The organism is Nonomuraea fastidiosa (assembly GCF_042751225.1).
Classification (GTDB): Bacteria; Actinomycetota; Actinomycetes; order Streptosporangiales; family Streptosporangiaceae; genus Nonomuraea; species Nonomuraea fastidiosa.
In genome coordinates this window covers 2,039,108-2,054,524 of the sequence record NZ_CP170570.1, presented here as the reverse complement: position 1 = coordinate 2,054,524, position 15,417 = coordinate 2,039,108, and the positions used below count along the sequence as shown (strand labels likewise).

General features: G+C 69.8%; 16 protein-coding genes. 13 read left to right on the top strand and 3 right to left on the bottom strand.

All coding sequences use genetic code 11. The annotated features are described in order from the left end of the window. The first annotated feature begins 102 nt into the window (after positions 1-102). The 12 genes from ACFMQL_RS09220 to ACFMQL_RS09165 all read left to right on the top strand — a co-directional run bounded on the left by ACFMQL_RS09220 (position 103) and on the right by ACFMQL_RS09165 (position 11,797). Positions 103-522, top strand: coding sequence for a DUF4307 domain-containing protein (locus ACFMQL_RS09220; protein ID WP_364068791.1), 420 nt, complete (start codon positions 103-105; stop codon positions 520-522). A gap of 108 nt (positions 523-630) precedes the next feature. Then, positions 631-1,131, top strand: a complete 501-nt coding sequence (gene greA, locus ACFMQL_RS09215; protein WP_364068793.1) for a transcription elongation factor GreA — start codon at positions 631-633, stop codon at positions 1,129-1,131. Positions 1,132-1,253: 122 nt separating this feature from the next. Next, positions 1,254-2,414, top strand: coding sequence for a C40 family peptidase (locus tag ACFMQL_RS09210; RefSeq protein WP_378785238.1), 1,161 nt, complete (start codon positions 1,254-1,256; stop codon positions 2,412-2,414). Positions 2,415-2,565: 151 nt separating this feature from the next. Further along, entirely contained in the window at positions 2,566-3,087 is a 522-nt protein-coding gene (locus tag ACFMQL_RS09205) for a hypothetical protein (protein WP_364068797.1), read from the top strand. Positions 3,088-3,301: 214 nt separating this feature from the next. Continuing rightward, positions 3,302-5,131 carry a phosphoenolpyruvate carboxykinase (GTP) gene (locus tag ACFMQL_RS09200; protein ID WP_364069126.1) on the top strand — a complete coding sequence of 610 codons (1,830 nt, stop codon included), beginning with the start codon at positions 3,302-3,304 and terminating at the stop codon, positions 5,129-5,131. 473 nt (positions 5,132-5,604) lie between these two features. Next, positions 5,605-6,300: a TIGR04222 domain-containing membrane protein gene (locus tag ACFMQL_RS09195; RefSeq protein WP_378785236.1), complete on the top strand. Its 696-nt coding sequence runs from the start codon at positions 5,605-5,607 to the stop codon at positions 6,298-6,300. Between the two features lie 760 nt (positions 6,301-7,060). After that, complete coding sequence (locus ACFMQL_RS09190; RefSeq protein ID WP_364068801.1) at positions 7,061-7,222, top strand: hypothetical protein; 162 nt, start codon at positions 7,061-7,063, stop codon at positions 7,220-7,222. An 89-nt stretch (positions 7,223-7,311) separates the two neighbouring features. Continuing rightward, positions 7,312-8,151 (top strand): DUF692 domain-containing protein, encoded by an 840-nt coding sequence (locus tag ACFMQL_RS09185; RefSeq protein ID WP_364068803.1) that lies wholly within the window; start codon positions 7,312-7,314, stop codon positions 8,149-8,151. 158 nt (positions 8,152-8,309) lie between these two features. Next, positions 8,310-8,747 carry a hypothetical protein gene (locus ACFMQL_RS09180; protein WP_378785233.1) on the top strand — a complete coding sequence of 146 codons (438 nt, stop codon included), beginning with the start codon at positions 8,310-8,312 and terminating at the stop codon, positions 8,745-8,747. Between the two features lie 168 nt (positions 8,748-8,915). Further along, on the top strand, positions 8,916-9,461 hold the full coding sequence (locus ACFMQL_RS09175) for a hypothetical protein (protein ID WP_364068807.1): 546 nt from the start codon (positions 8,916-8,918) through the stop codon (positions 9,459-9,461). A 48-nt stretch (positions 9,462-9,509) separates the two neighbouring features. Beyond that, positions 9,510-10,271: an isoprenyl transferase gene (locus ACFMQL_RS09170; protein WP_364068809.1), complete on the top strand. Its 762-nt coding sequence runs from the start codon at positions 9,510-9,512 to the stop codon at positions 10,269-10,271. A 206-nt stretch (positions 10,272-10,477) separates the two neighbouring features. After that, entirely contained in the window at positions 10,478-11,797 is a 1,320-nt protein-coding gene (locus tag ACFMQL_RS09165; protein ID WP_364068811.1) for a PhoH family protein, read from the top strand. Here the strand turns inward: ACFMQL_RS09165 and ACFMQL_RS09160 are convergent, their stop codons facing one another. Genes ACFMQL_RS09160 through ACFMQL_RS09150 form a run of 3 tightly spaced genes read right to left on the bottom strand, consistent with a single transcriptional unit; the run spans position 11,798 to position 14,414 of the window. Next, positions 11,798-12,307, bottom strand: coding sequence for a hypothetical protein (locus ACFMQL_RS09160; RefSeq protein WP_364068813.1), 510 nt, complete (start codon positions 12,305-12,307; stop codon positions 11,798-11,800). Next, positions 12,304-13,743, bottom strand: coding sequence for a HAMP domain-containing sensor histidine kinase (locus tag ACFMQL_RS09155; protein ID WP_364068815.1), 1,440 nt, complete (start codon positions 13,741-13,743; stop codon positions 12,304-12,306). Before ACFMQL_RS09155 ends, ACFMQL_RS09160 begins: the two co-directional genes overlap by 4 nt. Then, positions 13,740-14,414: a response regulator transcription factor gene (locus ACFMQL_RS09150; protein WP_364068817.1), complete on the bottom strand. Its 675-nt coding sequence runs from the start codon at positions 14,412-14,414 to the stop codon at positions 13,740-13,742. Before ACFMQL_RS09150 ends, ACFMQL_RS09155 begins: the two co-directional genes overlap by 4 nt. 353 nt (positions 14,415-14,767) lie before the next feature. Here ACFMQL_RS09150 and ACFMQL_RS09145 point away from each other — a divergent pair, with 353 nt between their 5' ends. Further along, complete coding sequence (locus ACFMQL_RS09145) at positions 14,768-15,391, top strand: lytic transglycosylase domain-containing protein (protein ID WP_378785231.1); 624 nt, start codon at positions 14,768-14,770, stop codon at positions 15,389-15,391. The last annotated feature ends 26 nt before the right edge of the window (positions 15,392-15,417 follow it).

The window sequence follows — 15,417 nt, the reverse complement described above, 5'->3', positions numbered from 1 at the left end:
TCGCCCAGAGAGGTTAGTTTCTGCTGGGCGGTCGCGAGGGCACACCCCTCGCGGGCGACAATTGTCTCGGATAACGCCGAGGGAGTGCAGGGAGATTCCGCCATGGTCACCAGAGATGCCGGGGACGGTCCAGTCCTCGGCACGCCCGACGACTTCCCAGATCGGCCCAGGAAGGGCGGCCGGCTCGTCGTCCACGTGGTGATCGGCGTGCTGGTGGCCATCATCGCGGGCGGGTGGGGCTACGTGATGTGGTCGATGACGTCGGGCGGGTCGGAGGCGCCGTCGCAGGTGGTCGCGTTCGAGATCATCAGCCCGACGCGCGCGGAGATCACCTTTGAGGTCTACAAGCCCGACGATAGGGTGGCCGTCTGCCGGATCAGGGCGCTGGACGTCGATCATGCGGAAGTGGGCAGCAAGGAAGTAAGAATCCCGGCTGGTGAGGGTAGTAAGCAGCTCAAGGAAAGCCTCGACACGAGCGGTCAGGCGACTTCCGTCCACATCCAGTACTGCAATCTCGTATAGTGAGACATTTGGGGAAGCGTTCGGGCGGTTGACTTGTTAGCCTTTCGCAATTCAACCGTACGTAACCTCAAGTGATCTCAGGGCCCCCTAGGCAAGCAAGGAGAACCCGTGGCCGACTCTCGCGATGAGAACGTCACATGGCTGACGCAGGAGGCGTACGACCGCCTGAAGGCGGAGTACGAATATCTCTCTGGTCCCGGGCGCGTCGACATCGCCAAGAAGATCGAGGCCGCTCGGGAAGAGGGCGACCTGCGTGAGAACGGCGGCTACCACGCCGCCAAGGACGAGCAGGGCAAGATGGAGGCCCGGATCTTCCACCTCAGGCAACTCCTCGACAACGCTCGGGTGGGAGAGGCCCCCAAGACCGAAGGCGTCGTCGGCCCCGGCATGACCGTGACCATCCGGTTCGTCGGCGACGACGAAGAGGTGACCTTCCTGCTCGCCTCCCGCGAGGAGAGCGGAGCGCCGATCGATGTCTACTCGCCCAAGTCCCCCCTCGGGGCGGCGATCAACGGCAAGAAGATCGGGGAGAAGGCCACCTACTCCCTGCCCAACGGACGGCAGAACACCGTCGAGATCCTCGAGGCTGTGCCGTACATCGGCAACTGACACCACCGCACGACGACCGCCGGGTCCCCGCTGGCCCGGCGGTGTTTTCGCATGGGTCGGGAATCCGCCAGGATCTCAGCTTCCTGGTGCGGAGCCGCAGGAGGCGTAACACGACGAGGCTGGTGCCGTTCATCGTGGTGGCGCTGGTCGCGGTGCTGACCGCCGACGTGCTGTTACTCGCGCAGCCCGAGGGCCTCATGGAGCCCGAGGCGCCGCGCGCCATGCCGAAGCAGTCGCTGCTGGCCCAAAAGCGGCCCCAGCGTGCTCAGGCGACGCCGACGCAGACGGCGGCGGCCGTGCAGCCGGTCGCGCCGCTGCGCAAGCTGCACAAACCCAACCTGTTCGTGCTCACCCGCAAGCCGTTCACCCAGGAGATGCTGGAGCGGGTCGCCAAGGTGCCAGGTGTGCGGGCCCTTGAGCTGGCCGACGCGGCCTCGATCATGCTGGACGGCAAGCGGGTGCAGACGCTGGCGGTCAACCCGTCCACGTTCCGCTCCTACACGCCCAAGGTGACCGCCGCATCCGACGCGCTGTGGCAGAACATCGCGGCCGGCGATGTGGCCGTGTCGTTCGTGCTGGGCAACGACGGCGGTCTCGCGCTGCACAGGCGCGTCTGGGCCGGTTCGTCGCTGCAGTTGCGGGTCGGCGCGTACGCCACCACCGGCTTCGGCGCCGTGGACGCCGTCGTCTCCAAGGACGTGGGCCGCCGCCTGGGCCTGCCCCGCGACAACGCGCTCATCGTCAGCGCCCCGAAGGCCGACTCCGACGTGCTGCGCAAGCGCATCCTCGCGCGGTTGCCCAAGGGCACCCAGATCGCGCTGGTCAACCCGGTGCTGCCGCAGCCGAAGCAGCAGGTGACCCAGAACTGGCCCGCAGGGTCGTTCATGACGGGCGAGCAGCTCACGACGGCGCTCAGGGCGGCGGCGTCGAAGCTGGGGCGTCCGTACGTGTGGGGCGCCGAGGGCCCTGACTCCTTCGACTGCTCGGGGCTCGTGCAGTGGGCCTACGCGCAGGCCGGGGTGCGCATGCCGCGCGTGACCCACCAGCAGTGGGTGACGGGGCCGCAGGTGCCGTTGGAGCAGGCGCAGCCGGGGGACCTGCTGTTCTGGCGGAACGACCCGACAAATCCCGATTACATTTCCCATGTGGCGATTTATTGGGGTAACGGGAAAATGCTGCATGCGCCGCGTACCGGAGACGTCGTGAAGATCGTCCCGGTGAACACCCGGAACCTGGCCGGCGTCGTCCGGGTCAGCCCCATCGCCGCCGCGAAGGTCCGCTGACGAAACCCGGTCCCGTTGCGGGGGCCGCGGGTCACGCATGAGAGCGACCCGGCCCCGTCGCGGTGGCCGCGGGTCCGCCGACTGAAACCCGCCCGGGAAAGACCTCCGTTCCTCCTGCCCGAGCACGACGCAAGCATGTAATGTTGATTACATGGCAACAGATGACGTCACGGCGCAGGTGCGCGGGTGGTTCGCCGGACGGCTGCCCGGCGACTGGTTCACCGGCGTCCCCGAGATCATCATCGACCGCGAGGAGATCGCGGTCATCGGCACGCTCCCCGACCCGCCGCAGGACGTGCCCGAGGCCGAGCGGGCCGCGCTCATCGACGGCCTCGTCCGCCGCTTCAGGGAGGAGACCAGGGAGCGGCGCATCGAGATCGCCAGGGAGGCGGAGCACAAGTTCCGCCAGAAGGTGTCCTGGGGCGTGGTGTGCGGCGGCGAGACTGTGATGTTCACCACACTCTCCGTGCCCGTCATGACCCGTCTGCGCCAGGCCGAGCGCCAGGTGCTCGACACGCTCGTGGCCGCCGGCGTGGCAAGAAGCCGCAGCGACGCGCTCGCCTGGTGCGTACGGCTCGTCGGGCGACACACCGACACGTGGCTCGCCGATCTGAGAGAGGCGCTTCAGCACGTCGACCGCGTTCGCGCCGCGGGCCCCGACATCAATTCCTGAGACCCTCCAGCGGAAACGGGCCGGCGAATGGACTAAACCACTCCGGAAATTGGTTTAGACCAGCCTGATTGGTTTGGACCACTGCCCGGAAAATCGCTCTTTTAAATCTCCTCCGTTTGGGTAGGCTCCCCCAATCGTCAGGGCCGCTGCCTGCGGCGACGTCCTGGACCACAGGTCTATGCCAATTGGCGTGAAAGCCGCTTCGTCGTTAATGATGACGTGGCCCTGGGAGAGTGGAGGAGTCAGCGTCGTGTCCGTTTCCGTAGAAGTAACCGCGCCCACCACCAATAAGAAATTGGCGGCGTGGGTGAACGAGATAGCCGCACTTACCCGGCCCGACCGCGTCCATTGGTGCGACGGGTCCGAGGAAGAGTGGACGCGGCTCACCAACCTTCTCGTCGAGCAGGGGACGTTCACGCGTCTCGCCGCCCGGCCCAACAGCTTCTACGCCAAGTCCGACCCCAGCGACGTGGCCAGGGTCGAGGACCGCACGTTCATCTGCTCCGAGCGCGAGGAGGACGCGGGGCCGACCAACAACTGGATCGCCCCCGACGAGATGCGCCGCACGTTCGGCGAGCTGTTCAAGGGCTGCATGCGCGGCAGGACCATGTACGTCGTCCCGTTCTGCATGGGTCCGCTCGGCGGCGAGATCTCCCAGCTCGGCGTCGAGATCACCGACTCCGCGTACGTCGCCGTCTCCATGCGCATCATGACCCGCATGGGCGACAGGGCGCTGCGGCTCATCGAGGAGCGCGGCGACTTCGTCAAGGCCGTGCACTCCGTGGGCGCTCCGCTCGAGCCCGGCCAGAAGGACGTGCCCTGGCCGTGCAACTCGACCAAGTACATCAGCCACTTCCCCGAGACCCGCGAGATCTGGTCCTACGGCTCCGGCTACGGCGGCAACGCGCTGCTCGGCAAGAAGTGCTACGCCCTGCGCATCGCCAGCGTCATGGCCCGCGACGAGGGCTGGCTCGCCGAGCACATGCTCATTCTCAAGCTCACCCCGCCGTCGGGCGAGGTCCGCTACATCGCCGCCGCCTTCCCGAGCGCCTGCGGCAAGACCAACCTCGCCATGCTGCAGCCGACCATCCCAGGCTGGAAGGTCGAGACGATCGGCGACGACATCGCCTGGATGCGCTTCGGCGAGGACGGCCGCCTCTACGCGATCAACCCGGAGGCCGGCTTCTTCGGCGTCGCTCCCGGCACCGGCGAGGTCACCAACGCCAACGCGATCAAGACGCTCTGGGGCAACAGCATCTTCACCAACGTCGCGCTCACCGACGACGGCGACGTCTGGTGGGAGGGGCTCACCGAGAAGCCGCCCGCGCACCTGATCGACTGGCGGGGCCGCGACTGGACGCCCGACAGCGACGAGCCCGCCGCCCACCCGAACGCCCGCTTCACCACCCCTGCCTCCCAGTGCCCCACCATCGCACCGGAATGGCAGGACCCCAAGGGCGTGCCCATCTCGGCGATCCTCTTCGGAGGCCGGCGCGCCACCGCCGTGCCCCTGGTGACGGAGTCGCTGAGCTGGCAGCACGGCGTCTTCCTCGGAGCCAACGTCGCCTCCGAGAAGACCGCCGCCGCCGAGGGCAAGGTCGGCGAACTGCGGTACGACCCGTTCGCGATGCTGCCGTTCTGCGGCTACAACATGGGCGACTACTTCGGCCACTGGCTGGAGATCGGCCGCCGACCCGGAGCCAAGCTGCCGCGCATCTACTACGTCAACTGGTTCCGCAAGAACGCCGAAGGCAGGTTCATATGGCCGGGCTTCGGTGAGAACAGCCGGGTGCTCAAGTGGATCGTGGAGCGCCTCAACGGCGAGGCCAAGGCCTCGCCCACGCCGATCGGGCTGCTGCCCGCCGACCTCGACACCGAGGGCCTGGACCTGTCCGAAGAGGACCTGCGCACGCTGCTGACCGTCGACAAGGACGTCTGGCGCGAAGAGGCTGCGCTGATCCCGGCCCACTTCGAGAAGTTCGGCGATCACCTGCCCAAGGAGCTGTGGGACGAGTACCACGCCCTGCTCGATCGCCTCGGCTGATTCCGGTCCCCGGCAGGGGCCCCGCCGCTGAGGCGCACCCTGCCGGGACCACGAACGGCGCCGGCCGCCCTCGCAACGGCCGGCGCCGTTCGCGTGTCCGGGCCGCTCTTGCAACGGTCGGCGCTGTTCGCGTGTCCGGGCCGCTCTTGTAACGGCCGGCGCCGTTCGTGTGTCCGGAGATGATGGCGGGCCGGAGCCACGACGCGGCGCGCTCCGAGCCCTCCCGTGGGTGGCGGGCCGGCTTCGCGTCGCGTGCCACGACGCGGCGCGCCCCCGGCGCCGGACCGCGCGGCTTTCCCTCCGGCCACACGGCTTCCTCCGCGTCTCAGAAGCGGCTCGACGGTGACGACGGAAGTGTGAAGGCGGCGAGCTAAAGGAGCAAAACCCCCGTTAGGCCGGACGAGTCTCTTACCGTGCGAAGCAGGAGTCATGTCAGGACATGACGCTGATCGACCGCACGAGGGAGGTCGTTCATGAACCTGTTCCTGCTGCTCGCCGCGGTGGCCGTCGCGATCGTCGTCGCAGCCGCTGCGGCCGCCCGGTGGAGGATCGCGCACTCGGGGGCCCGCGCCGAATCCTCCTACCGGAACCTGACCTGCTACGAACTGGCGTACCTGGCGGGCGGCCCCGAGCGGGCCGCGGAGACCGTGATCGCGCGCCTGGTGAGCATCGGCGCGGCGCGCCTTGCCAGCAGCGGGCGCGTGCACAAGGTCAAGGCCGGCCGGATGGACGGCGACCCCGTCGAGGAGGCCGTCGCCGGAGTCGTCGCACGCCGGTCCGGGCTGACGGTGGCCGCGCTGAAGCAGGAGGTGGCGCGCAGCGTGGCCGTCCAGGAACTCGGAAAGAGCCTGTCGGGGGAGGGGCTGCTCCTGACGGACGGATCCAAGGCGCTGCTGCGCGGGTGGAGCCGCCTGCTGCTCTGGGCGGGCGTGGCGGCGCTCGCGGGCGTCGTCGTCACGCTGGTGCGGCTGTTCGGCGCGCCCAGCACGTACGCGCTGTTCGCCCTGCTCGTCTTCGGGGGCACCGCCGTGGCCGCGTGGGTCGCGCTCCGCGGTCACCGGCGGTACATGCGGGCCCCGGTCACTCCGTCGGGCCGGGCGGCCCTGGCGGCGGCACGGCGGGGGGACGACACCGCGACGAGCCCGTGTCCGTCGCGCTCCAGGGCGTGACCGCGGTGCGCGACACCCGGCTGCGCGTGGAGCTCCGGCGGACACCGCCTCGGCAGCGCAGCGTCAAGCAGCCCTCGTCCCGGCGGGCCGGCAGGCTCACCCGTAGCCGGTACGGGAGCGCGAGCTACGGCTACGGCGCCGTGCCCTACAGCCAAACGACCATGCCCGGGACAGGAACCTGCGGCATCGGTACGTCGAGCTGCGGCGGCGGCTCGTCGAGCGGTGGCGGCGGCTGTGGTGGTGGCGGTTGCGGCGGCGGAGGCTGCTGAACGCGGTGCGCGACGCAGGAGTCGTGTCGTCGGACATGACGCTGATCGGCCGCACGAGGGAGGTCGTTCATGAACCTGTTCTTGCTGTTGACCGCGGTGGCGACAGGGATCGTCGCCGCCGCGGCGGCCGCCGCCCGGCGGCGGATCGCACGCGGGGGTTCCGCCGCCCAGTCCGGCCATCGGGAGCTGGACGTCTACGAGCTGGCGTACCTGGCGGGCGGCCCTGAACGTGCCGCCGAGACCGCGATCGCGCGCCTGGCTGCTGCGGCTGTTCGGCGCGCCCAGCACGTACGGCCTGATCGCCCTGCTCGTCTTCGGGGGCACCGCCGTGGCCGCGTGGGTCGCGCTCCGCGGTCACCGGCGGTACATGCGGGCCCCGGTCACTCCGTCGGGCCGGGCGGCCCTGGCGGCGGCACGGCGAGCGGAGACGGGCTCCGACGAAGAGCTCCTGGCGGTCGCGCTCAAGGGCATCCGCGCTGCCCGGCAGCGTCGTGAGCCGGGAGCTCCAGCGGTCCCGGCGCAAGGAACGACGGCGGCACCGCGCCGCCGGCAGGCTCCTCATCAGCGGCTGCACCGGCTACACCTACGGCGGCTACGACTACCGCCACACGCACACCCGTAGCACCTTCGGCTGGGGCGGCGGCGGAGGCTGATGACCGCGGCACGACAGCCCGTGAGGCATGCCGGGCCCCCGCGGGAGGCGCGGGGCCCGGCGCGTAACGACGAAAGGGGAGAAGACCAGATGAGCGGGGGCGAGGAGGTCACGATGGACCGGCTGGGTGTGGGCATCGGCTGGCGGTCGGAGCTGGATCTGACGATCGAGCGCATGGAAGGCGTCGACTTCGTCGAAGTGGTCGCCGAGAACGTCTGGCCGGCCGACCTGCCGGAGTCCTTACTGAAGCTGCGGGAGAGGGGCCTGCCGGTGATCCCGCACGGCGTCTCGCTCGGGATCGGCGACGCCGCACCACCCGACCCCGCCCGGCTCGCCCACCTGGCCGCCTGCGCGGAGGCGCTGGGGTCGCCGCTGGTCAGCGAGCATCTGGCGTTCGTACGCGGCGGCGGCATCGAGGCCGGGCACCTGCTGCCGGTGCCGCGCACCCGCGACTCGCTGCGGGTCGTCATCGAGAACGTGCGCCGCGCCCAGGACGCCCTGCCCGTGCCGCTCGCCCTGGAGAACGTCGCCGCGATCTTCGGCTGGCCCGAAGACGAGCTGACCGAGGCGCAGTTCCTGGCCGAGCTGGTGGAGGCCACGGGGGTGGGGCTGCTCATCGACGTGGCCAATCTCTACAACAACGAGGTCAACCTGGGCCTGCCCGCCGTGGCGGCGCTGGACGTGCTGCCGCTGGAGCACCTGACGTACGTGCACGTCGGCGGCGGCTACGAGGCCCACGGGATCTGGCACGACACCCACACCACGGAGGCCCCTCAGGCCGTGCTCGACCTGCTGACCGAGCTGTGCGTGCGGACCACCCCGCCCGGGGTGCTGCTGGAGTGGGACGACGACTACCCCAGCGACGCCGTGCTGGCCGATGAGCTGGCCAGGATCAGGACGGCGATGGCCGCGGCCGGAGCCCGCCGATGACCCCGCGCCCACCCCTGTCCCAGCCCGCCACGAAGCCCCCGACCCCGGAGCCCCCGCAGAACGCGGCGTTGGGCGGGGGACAGGCCCGTGCGGGCGGCGCGGCGCCGGGCGCGGGGCAAGCGCCTGCGGGAGACGCAGCCCAGGGCGCGGGTCAGGGCGTGGGGCAGAGCGCAGCCCAGGGCGCGGGTCAGGGCGCGGATCAGGCGCACTCGGCGCACTCGGCGCACTCGGCGGACGCGGCGCGGGCGGCGCTGGCGGAGCGGCAAGGGCGCGTGGTGGCGGCGCTCGTGGCCGGAGGCGAGCCGCCGGCCGGGTTCGACCCGGAACGGATGCGGGTCCAGGCCCACAGCCTGCTGGCCAAGCGGCGCGCCATCGTCGCCAAGCTCCGTCCGGACGCGGCCGAGGCGGCGGGCCCCGACCTCGCGGCCGAGTTCGCCGCGTACGCGCGTGCCAGGACCGAGCCCCCGCCCAACTACCGCACCGACGCCGACGACTTCGCCGCCTGGCTCAGGGAGCGCGGCAGGACGTTCCCCGAGGACGAGCGGAGAAGGCCCTGGTGGTCCCGCCTGCCCGGCCTGCGCGGACGCGCGCTCTGACAGACCTCCGCCCGGCACACGGGCACCCGGCCTCGCGGGCGTCCGCCCGGCACACGGGCACCCCGGCCTCGCGGGCGTCCGCCCGGAAGCCGGCGCACGCCCCAGAGGCCGTCCATCGGCGCAGGCAGGGCAGGGTTTAGCGGGCATTCCGCCGGAAACTGTGAGGGGATGGGAGGACTACGTTGTGTCGACGGCTCGTACCTGACCGTCACTCCTGTCGCGTGCACCGACAGCGTCGGCACGCCGTACGAGGTCACCCTTGAGCTGCACCGAGACGGCACCCCCTACGGCAGCGTGGGCGAGCGCTGCGGCTGGTTCCTGGCCCGGCTGGCACGGGGCGTCGAGGAGGCCCGCGCGGGCAGGGGCGCGGCGCGGCGCTGGGAAGACCCCGACGACCGTTTCCCGGGCGACGAGCCCGACGGCGAGCTGTTCTCCTTCCGCTACCGCACCAGGTGCGGCCTGCCGGGCGGCGAGCTGCGCTGCCAGCTCAGGACGATCCCGGTCTGGCAGTCGGGGCGAGGGGAGTGGCGGCTGACCCGCCGGGCGTACGTCGAGGCGTGGGCCGCCTCGGGCGTCGGCACGCGCGCGGTGCTGACCTCGTCTGAGCTGTCGGCGTTCGTGCGCGAGCTGCTGAATGAGGCGGAAGGGTGCATGGCAGGTAGAGATATGGTGAGGAATCGGAGAGACGGAGCAGGCACGGGCGTTTCGCGGTGATAATTGCCTGTTAGGGCATGAAAGACCGAACGCTGGGGAGGGCGCTCCGTGGGCCTGCGCGATCTGGTCTACCGGCTGTACGAACGCCGGCTGGAGGCCAAGCTGTCGAAGGACAGCATCCCTCGGCACGTCGGGGTCATCATCGACGGCAACCGCCGGTGGGCTCGTGCCATGGGCTTCCAGGACGTCTCCTCCGGCCACCGCAAGGGCGCCGACAAGATCTCCGAGCTGCTCACCTGGTGCCGTGACACCGGCGTCGAGGTGGTCACGGTCTGGATGCTCTCCAACGACAACCTCAACCGGCCCAAGGAGGAGCTGGAGCCGCTGCTGCGCATCATCGAGGACGTGACGCAGGAGCTGGTGGCCGAGGGCTGGCGGATCATCCCGGTCGGCGCGCTCGATCTGCTCCCTGACCGCACGGCGAATGTCCTGAAGAATGCAAAAGAAGCGTCATCACACCGTCCAGGCCTGATTGTGAACGTTGCAGTTGGGTATGGAGGAAGGCGTGAGATTGCCGATGCGGTGCGCTCACTGCTCCAAGAGCATGCGAGCAAGGGAGCGAGCATCGAGGACCTCGTCGAGGTGCTCGATGTGGAGCACATCGCGGAGCATCTCTACACTCGCGGCCAGCCCGACCCGGACCTCCTCATCCGGACCTCGGGCGAGCAGCGCCTGTCCGGCTTCATGCTCTGGCAGAGCGCTCATTCTGAGTTCTACTTCCACGAGGCCTACTGGCCGGACTTCCGCAAGGTCGATTTCCTGCGGGCGCTGCGCGACTACGCTGCGAGACACCGACGTTACGGTTCCTGACGCGACAATCGGGTATCCAGGACGTAACGTTGGAAATGTCCGGTCACAGGTCGGACATTTCGGAGAGGGCCCGCCTTTGCACCATCACTTGCCGAGGGGGCCGGACTCCGGCGCCGACGGCGAAGAGCGGTCGGGGACGCGGGTCCGGTCCGATTCCCACCTCGTCTGCAGGGTGCCCGCACCAATGGGCGCCCGGGGGAGAACGTGTGGCAGTGTCCTCGATCAACCCTAACCACCAGCCGGCCAAGCGCACGTACGTGCTGGACACGTCGGTCCTGCTGGCCGACCCGGCGGCCATGACCAGGTTCGCCGAGCACGACGTCGTCCTTCCGATCGTGGTCATCACGGAGCTGGAAGGTAAGCGGCACCATCCGGAGCTCGGCTACTTCGCGAGGAAGGCTCTTCGCTACCTCGACGATCTGCGTGTCCAGTACGGCAGGCTGGACGAGCCGATGCCCACGGGGGACGGCACGATCAGGGTTGAGCTCAACCACAGCGACCCATCCATCTTGCCCGCGGGATTCCGTTTGGGCGACAACGACACGCGCATCCTCACCGTGGCCCGCTCGCTGGCCAGCGAGGGTTGCGACGTCGTCCTCGTCTCCAAGGACCTGCCGATGCGGGTCAAGGCCGCCTCGATCGGCCTGGCGGCCGAGGAGTACCGCGCCGAATTGGTGCACGAATCGGGCTGGACGGGCATGGCCGAGATCCAGGTGACCGCCGAGGACGTCGAGACGCTCTTCGAAGCGGGCACCGCGGACCTGGAGGAGGCCAGAGACCTGCCCACGCACACCGGCCTGCGGCTGCTGTCGGCCAAGGGCTCGGCGCTCGGCCGGGTGCAGCCGGACAAGTCCGTACGGCTGGTGCGCGGCGACCGCGAGGTCTTCGGATTGCACGGCCGCTCCGCCGAGCAGCGCATCGCGCTCGAACTGCTGATGGACCCGGAGATCGGCATCGTGTCGCTGGGCGGCAGGGCCGGTACCGGCAAGTCGGCGCTGGCGCTGTGCGCGGGTCTCGAGGCGGTCCTGGAGCGCCGCCAGCACCGCAAGGTCGTCGTCTTCCGCCCGATCTACGCGGTCGGCGGGCAGGAGCTCGGTTATCTGCCCGGCACCGAGGGCGAGAAGATGGGCCCGTGGGCGCAGGCGGTCTACGACACGCTCGGCGCGATCACCTCGCCCGAGGTGATCGAGGAGGTGCTGGATCGGGGCATGCTGGAGGTGCTTCCGCTCACGCACATCCGGGGCCGGTCGCTGCACGACGCGTTCGTGATCGTGGACGAGGCGCAGTCGCTTGAGCGCGGGGTGCTGCTCACGGTGCTGAGCCGTATCGGCGCCAACTCGCGGGTGGTGCTCACCCACGACGTGGCCCAGCGCGACAACCTGCGGGTCGGCCGGCACGACGGCGTGGTCGCGGTGGTGGAGAAGCTGAAGGGCCACCCGCTCTTCGCCCACGTCACGCTGACCAGGTCCGAGCGCTCGCCGATCGCCGCGCTGGTCACGGAGATGCTCGAAGACATCACCATGTGATCATTTGAGCGCGCCGCACGTGAACCGCCCCTCGAGCTTCGGGGGGCGGTGTGGGTTCTGGCGCACGATCTTCACCTGCTCGAACGCCGCGTCCTGCTGCGCGGTGCACACGATCTGCGCGATGCCGATCCTGGTGAGCGTGCCCTCGCCGCTGATGTAGACGGTCAGCGTCGAGGTGCGCGGGAGCTGGATCTCGTCCCGCTGCGGCGGGTTGATGGAGTTCTTGGTCCGCAGGTACGTGAACCCGCGCAGCGCGGTGTCCCGCCCGTCGAGCAGCGGCTTCCTCGAGGCGTCGAAGAGCGCGCCGAGCAGGCTGTCCACGGTGTCGTCCTCGACGTCGGCCGGCTCCAGCGTGAGCTTGCCGTCCCTGATGAGGTAGATGGTCTTGGAGGGCGGCGGGATCTTCGCGGTGGGGGCGTTGCCGCGGTCCTGGACGTCGGTGGGGGAGATGCCGCAGGCCGCCGTCCCGGCCAGCAGGGTCACGATGGTGAGGGCACGGAGAATCTTCATGAGTGCGGTAGCCAGACGGTGAAGAGAGTGCCGGGGTTCTGGGGGCGTACGGAGATCGTGCCGCCGTGCAGCAGCACGTTCGAGCGGGCGATGGACAGGCCGAGCCCGCTGCCCTGGCTGCGGGCGCGGCCGGCGCCCGCCTTGAAGAAGCGGTCGAAGACGTGCGGCAGCGCCTCAGGCGGGATGCCCTTGCCGTGGTCGCGCACCTTCACCTCCAGGCCGTTCTCCGTGGCCCTGGCGGTGACGATCACCGGGGGCAGGCCGTGCTTGAGCGCGTTGCCGACCAAGTTGGCCACGATGACGTCGAACCTGCTGGGGTCGAGGTTGGCGGTCAAGCCCTGTGACGCCTTGACCGTCACCTGGTCGGTCCAGCCGCGCACCTCCAGGCAGTCGGCGATGCTGTCGGCCACGTTGACCGGCTCCAGGTTGAGCGTGGCGGTACCGGCGTCGAAGCGGCTGACCTCGATGAGGTGCTCGACCAGCTCGCGCAGCCGTTCGACCTCCCTGAGCACCAGCCTGACGGCCTCGGCGGGCGCCTCGGGCAGGTGCTCGGCCTCCTCCGAGAGCACGTCGGCCACGGCCGTCATCGCGGTCAGCGGCGTGCGCAGCTCGTGAGAGACGTCGGCCACGAACCTTCGCGACATGGCCTCAAGCGAGCGCAGCTCGGCCACGCTCAGCTCCAGCGCGGCCGCGGCGTCGTTGAACTGCGCGGTCAGCCCGGCCAGCTCGTCGTGGCCGTGTACGGGCAGGCGGGTGTCCAGCCTGCCCTCGCCGAGAGCCTTGGCGGCGGCGCTGAGGCGGCGTACCGGCAGCAGCACCTGGCGGGCCGACAGCAGCGCCACGACCAGCGCGATGACCACGATGACCAGGCTCGTCCTGGCCAGCGTGTTGCGCAGGGTGGCGAGCTGCGCCTCGTCGTCGTGCATGGGGAAGAACGCGAACGCGCGCAGCCCCGTGGCCTCGGGCACCCCGGCGTTCTCCCGGTAGACCTCGGCCCCGACGATGAGGTAGAGCTCGTCGTGGATGTACTTGCGCTGGGTGACGACGCTCTGCTTGGCCCGGCCGTACAGCTCGTTGGGCACGTCGCTCATCGACAGCGGGCCCTCGGCGGCGAGCATGTTGCGGTACTCGACGAACACGCTGCGCCCTGGGCCGCCGAGCGCGTGCGCCACGCGTTCGAGGTCGCGCTGGGTCGGCGGGGCCTCGCCCGGCCTGAGCTCGCCGACGGGGAAGGTGATGCCGCTCAGCTCCCTGGTCACCAGGTCGAGCGCGGTGGTCTCGGCCCTGGTGACGAGCGCGGTCTTGGCCAGCTCGTACCCGATGGTCGCGACCAGCAGGGCCGCGCCGACGGCGACGAGGGTGAAGGTGATGACCAGACGGCCGCGCAGCCCGGTGGGCCTGAGAAGACGGGGGAGCCGGCGGAGGAGGGAGATCACGGCGGGTTGAAGCGGTAGCCGAAGCCGCGCACCGTGTGGATGAAGACGGGCTCGCCGGGCTTGGGCTCGATCTTCGCCCTGATGCGCTGCACGCAGGCGTCCACCAGGCGCGAGTCGGCGATGTGGGTGTGGTCCCAGACGGCGCGCAGCAGGTAGCGGCGGTTGAGCACCTGCCCGGGGTGGCGGACGAGCTCCAGCAGCAGCCGCAGCTCGGTCGGCGTCAGGTGGATCTCCTTGCCGGACAGCGTCACCTTCAGCGCGCCCCTGTCGATCACGAGCTCGCCGAACGTGATGCGGTCGGAGGCGGCCGACTCGGCCCTGCGCAGCACGGCGCGGATGCGGGCGTCGAGGACGCGCGGCTCGACCGGTTTGACCACGTAGTCGTCGGCGCCGGCTTCCAGGCCCACCACGATGTCCAGGTCGTCGCCGCGCGCGGTGAGCAGGATGACGGGGAGCTGGTCGAGCTTGCGGACGCGGCGGCACACCTCGACGCCGTCGATGCCGGGCAGCATGACGTCGAGTATCGCGATCTCAGGACGGCGGGCTCTGATGTGGTCGAGGGCCTCCTCGCCCGTCGCGTACGACGTGACGGAGTGTCCCTGCCGGGTCAGCGCCAGCTCGAGAGCCGTGCGCACCGAGGGATCGTCTTCTACAAGGAGGATGCCAGCCACGCGCACATTATTATTCCATGTCCTGATTGCACGGGTTGTGTCACCGAACTGTGACATGTCCTAGACAAGATCAATAAGAACCGCACTCTGGTTGAGCACGTGTTTCCGTCCGTGACGGCCATCTGTCCAACGGGTGACGACTCTGTGACCAAGGTCACAATATTTCGGAAATCGGGAGTCAACCTGGTGGTTGGTGAAATTTACGGCAAGCAATTCCCGTGTTTCGGTTGCGGAGCACCCCCTAGGTCAGGGCAAGCTCATCCATCGTGAGCCCCGGTCCGAAGCTGAAAGAGCGCCCCCCGAAGGAAGACCTTCCGCCGAGGCGCCGGTCTTCGCGCCTCACCCCCAAGCGGGTGATCATCGCCGTGCTCTCGGTGGCCGTCGTCGCCGGCGGTGGCGGCTTCGTCGCCTACCGCGCCGTGCAGAACGCCAACGAACCCAAGCAGTCCTTCACCGTGGAGGACCTCGGCCGTCTGGCCAGTGGCGACCTCTACGCCCCCGACCCCAAGGCGGACCTGCTCAAGGCCGAGGCGGAGCAGGCGTACCGGGCCGACCAGCTCAAGAAGAAGCGCTCCGGCGCGGCGGGCAAGGACCTCGACTGGATCATCCCCAAGCGCGCCCCCGGCGGTGACGGCTACCCCGCCCAGAACTTCCCGCCCGGCAGCACCCCCTCGCCGGGCAGCAACAAGGCCACCGCGAAGAGCATGCTGGCCTCGTTCGGGTTCGGCCAGGATCAGTGGGGCTGCCTGGAGCGCCTCTGGCAGAAGGAGAGCGGCTGGAACGAGCGGGCGATGAACCGCTACTCCGGCGCGTACGGCATCCCGCAGTCCCTGCCGGGCAGCAAGATGGCCAGCGCGGGCAGCGACTGGCAGTTCAACGCCGCCACCCAGATCAAGTGGGGCCTCGGCTACATCAAGGGCCGCTACGGCACGCCCTGCGCCGCGTGGGCCCACTCTCAGTCCCGGGGTTGGTATTAACGGGTCAACTTTCCTTCTCCAATCGG

Excerpts from the sequence above, each read along its gene's own strand:
- ACFMQL_RS09220 (WP_364068791.1), top strand. The coding sequence starts at position 103 with ATGGTCACCAGAGATGCCGGGGACGGTCCAGTCCTCGGCACGCCCGAC.
- ACFMQL_RS09205 (WP_364068797.1), top strand. The coding sequence starts at position 2,566 with ATGGCAACAGATGACGTCACGGCGCAGGTGCGCGGGTGGTTCGCCGGA.
- ACFMQL_RS09200 (WP_364069126.1), top strand. The coding sequence starts at position 3,302 with ATGACGTGGCCCTGGGAGAGTGGAGGAGTCAGCGTCGTGTCCGTTTCC.
- ACFMQL_RS09195 (WP_378785236.1), top strand. The coding sequence starts at position 5,605 with ATGAACCTGTTCCTGCTGCTCGCCGCGGTGGCCGTCGCGATCGTCGTC.
- ACFMQL_RS09185 (WP_364068803.1), top strand. The coding sequence starts at position 7,312 with ATGAGCGGGGGCGAGGAGGTCACGATGGACCGGCTGGGTGTGGGCATC.
- ACFMQL_RS09175 (WP_364068807.1), top strand. The coding sequence starts at position 8,916 with ATGGGAGGACTACGTTGTGTCGACGGCTCGTACCTGACCGTCACTCCT.
- ACFMQL_RS09160 (WP_364068813.1), bottom strand. The coding sequence starts at position 12,307 with ATGAAGATTCTCCGTGCCCTCACCATCGTGACCCTGCTGGCCGGGACG.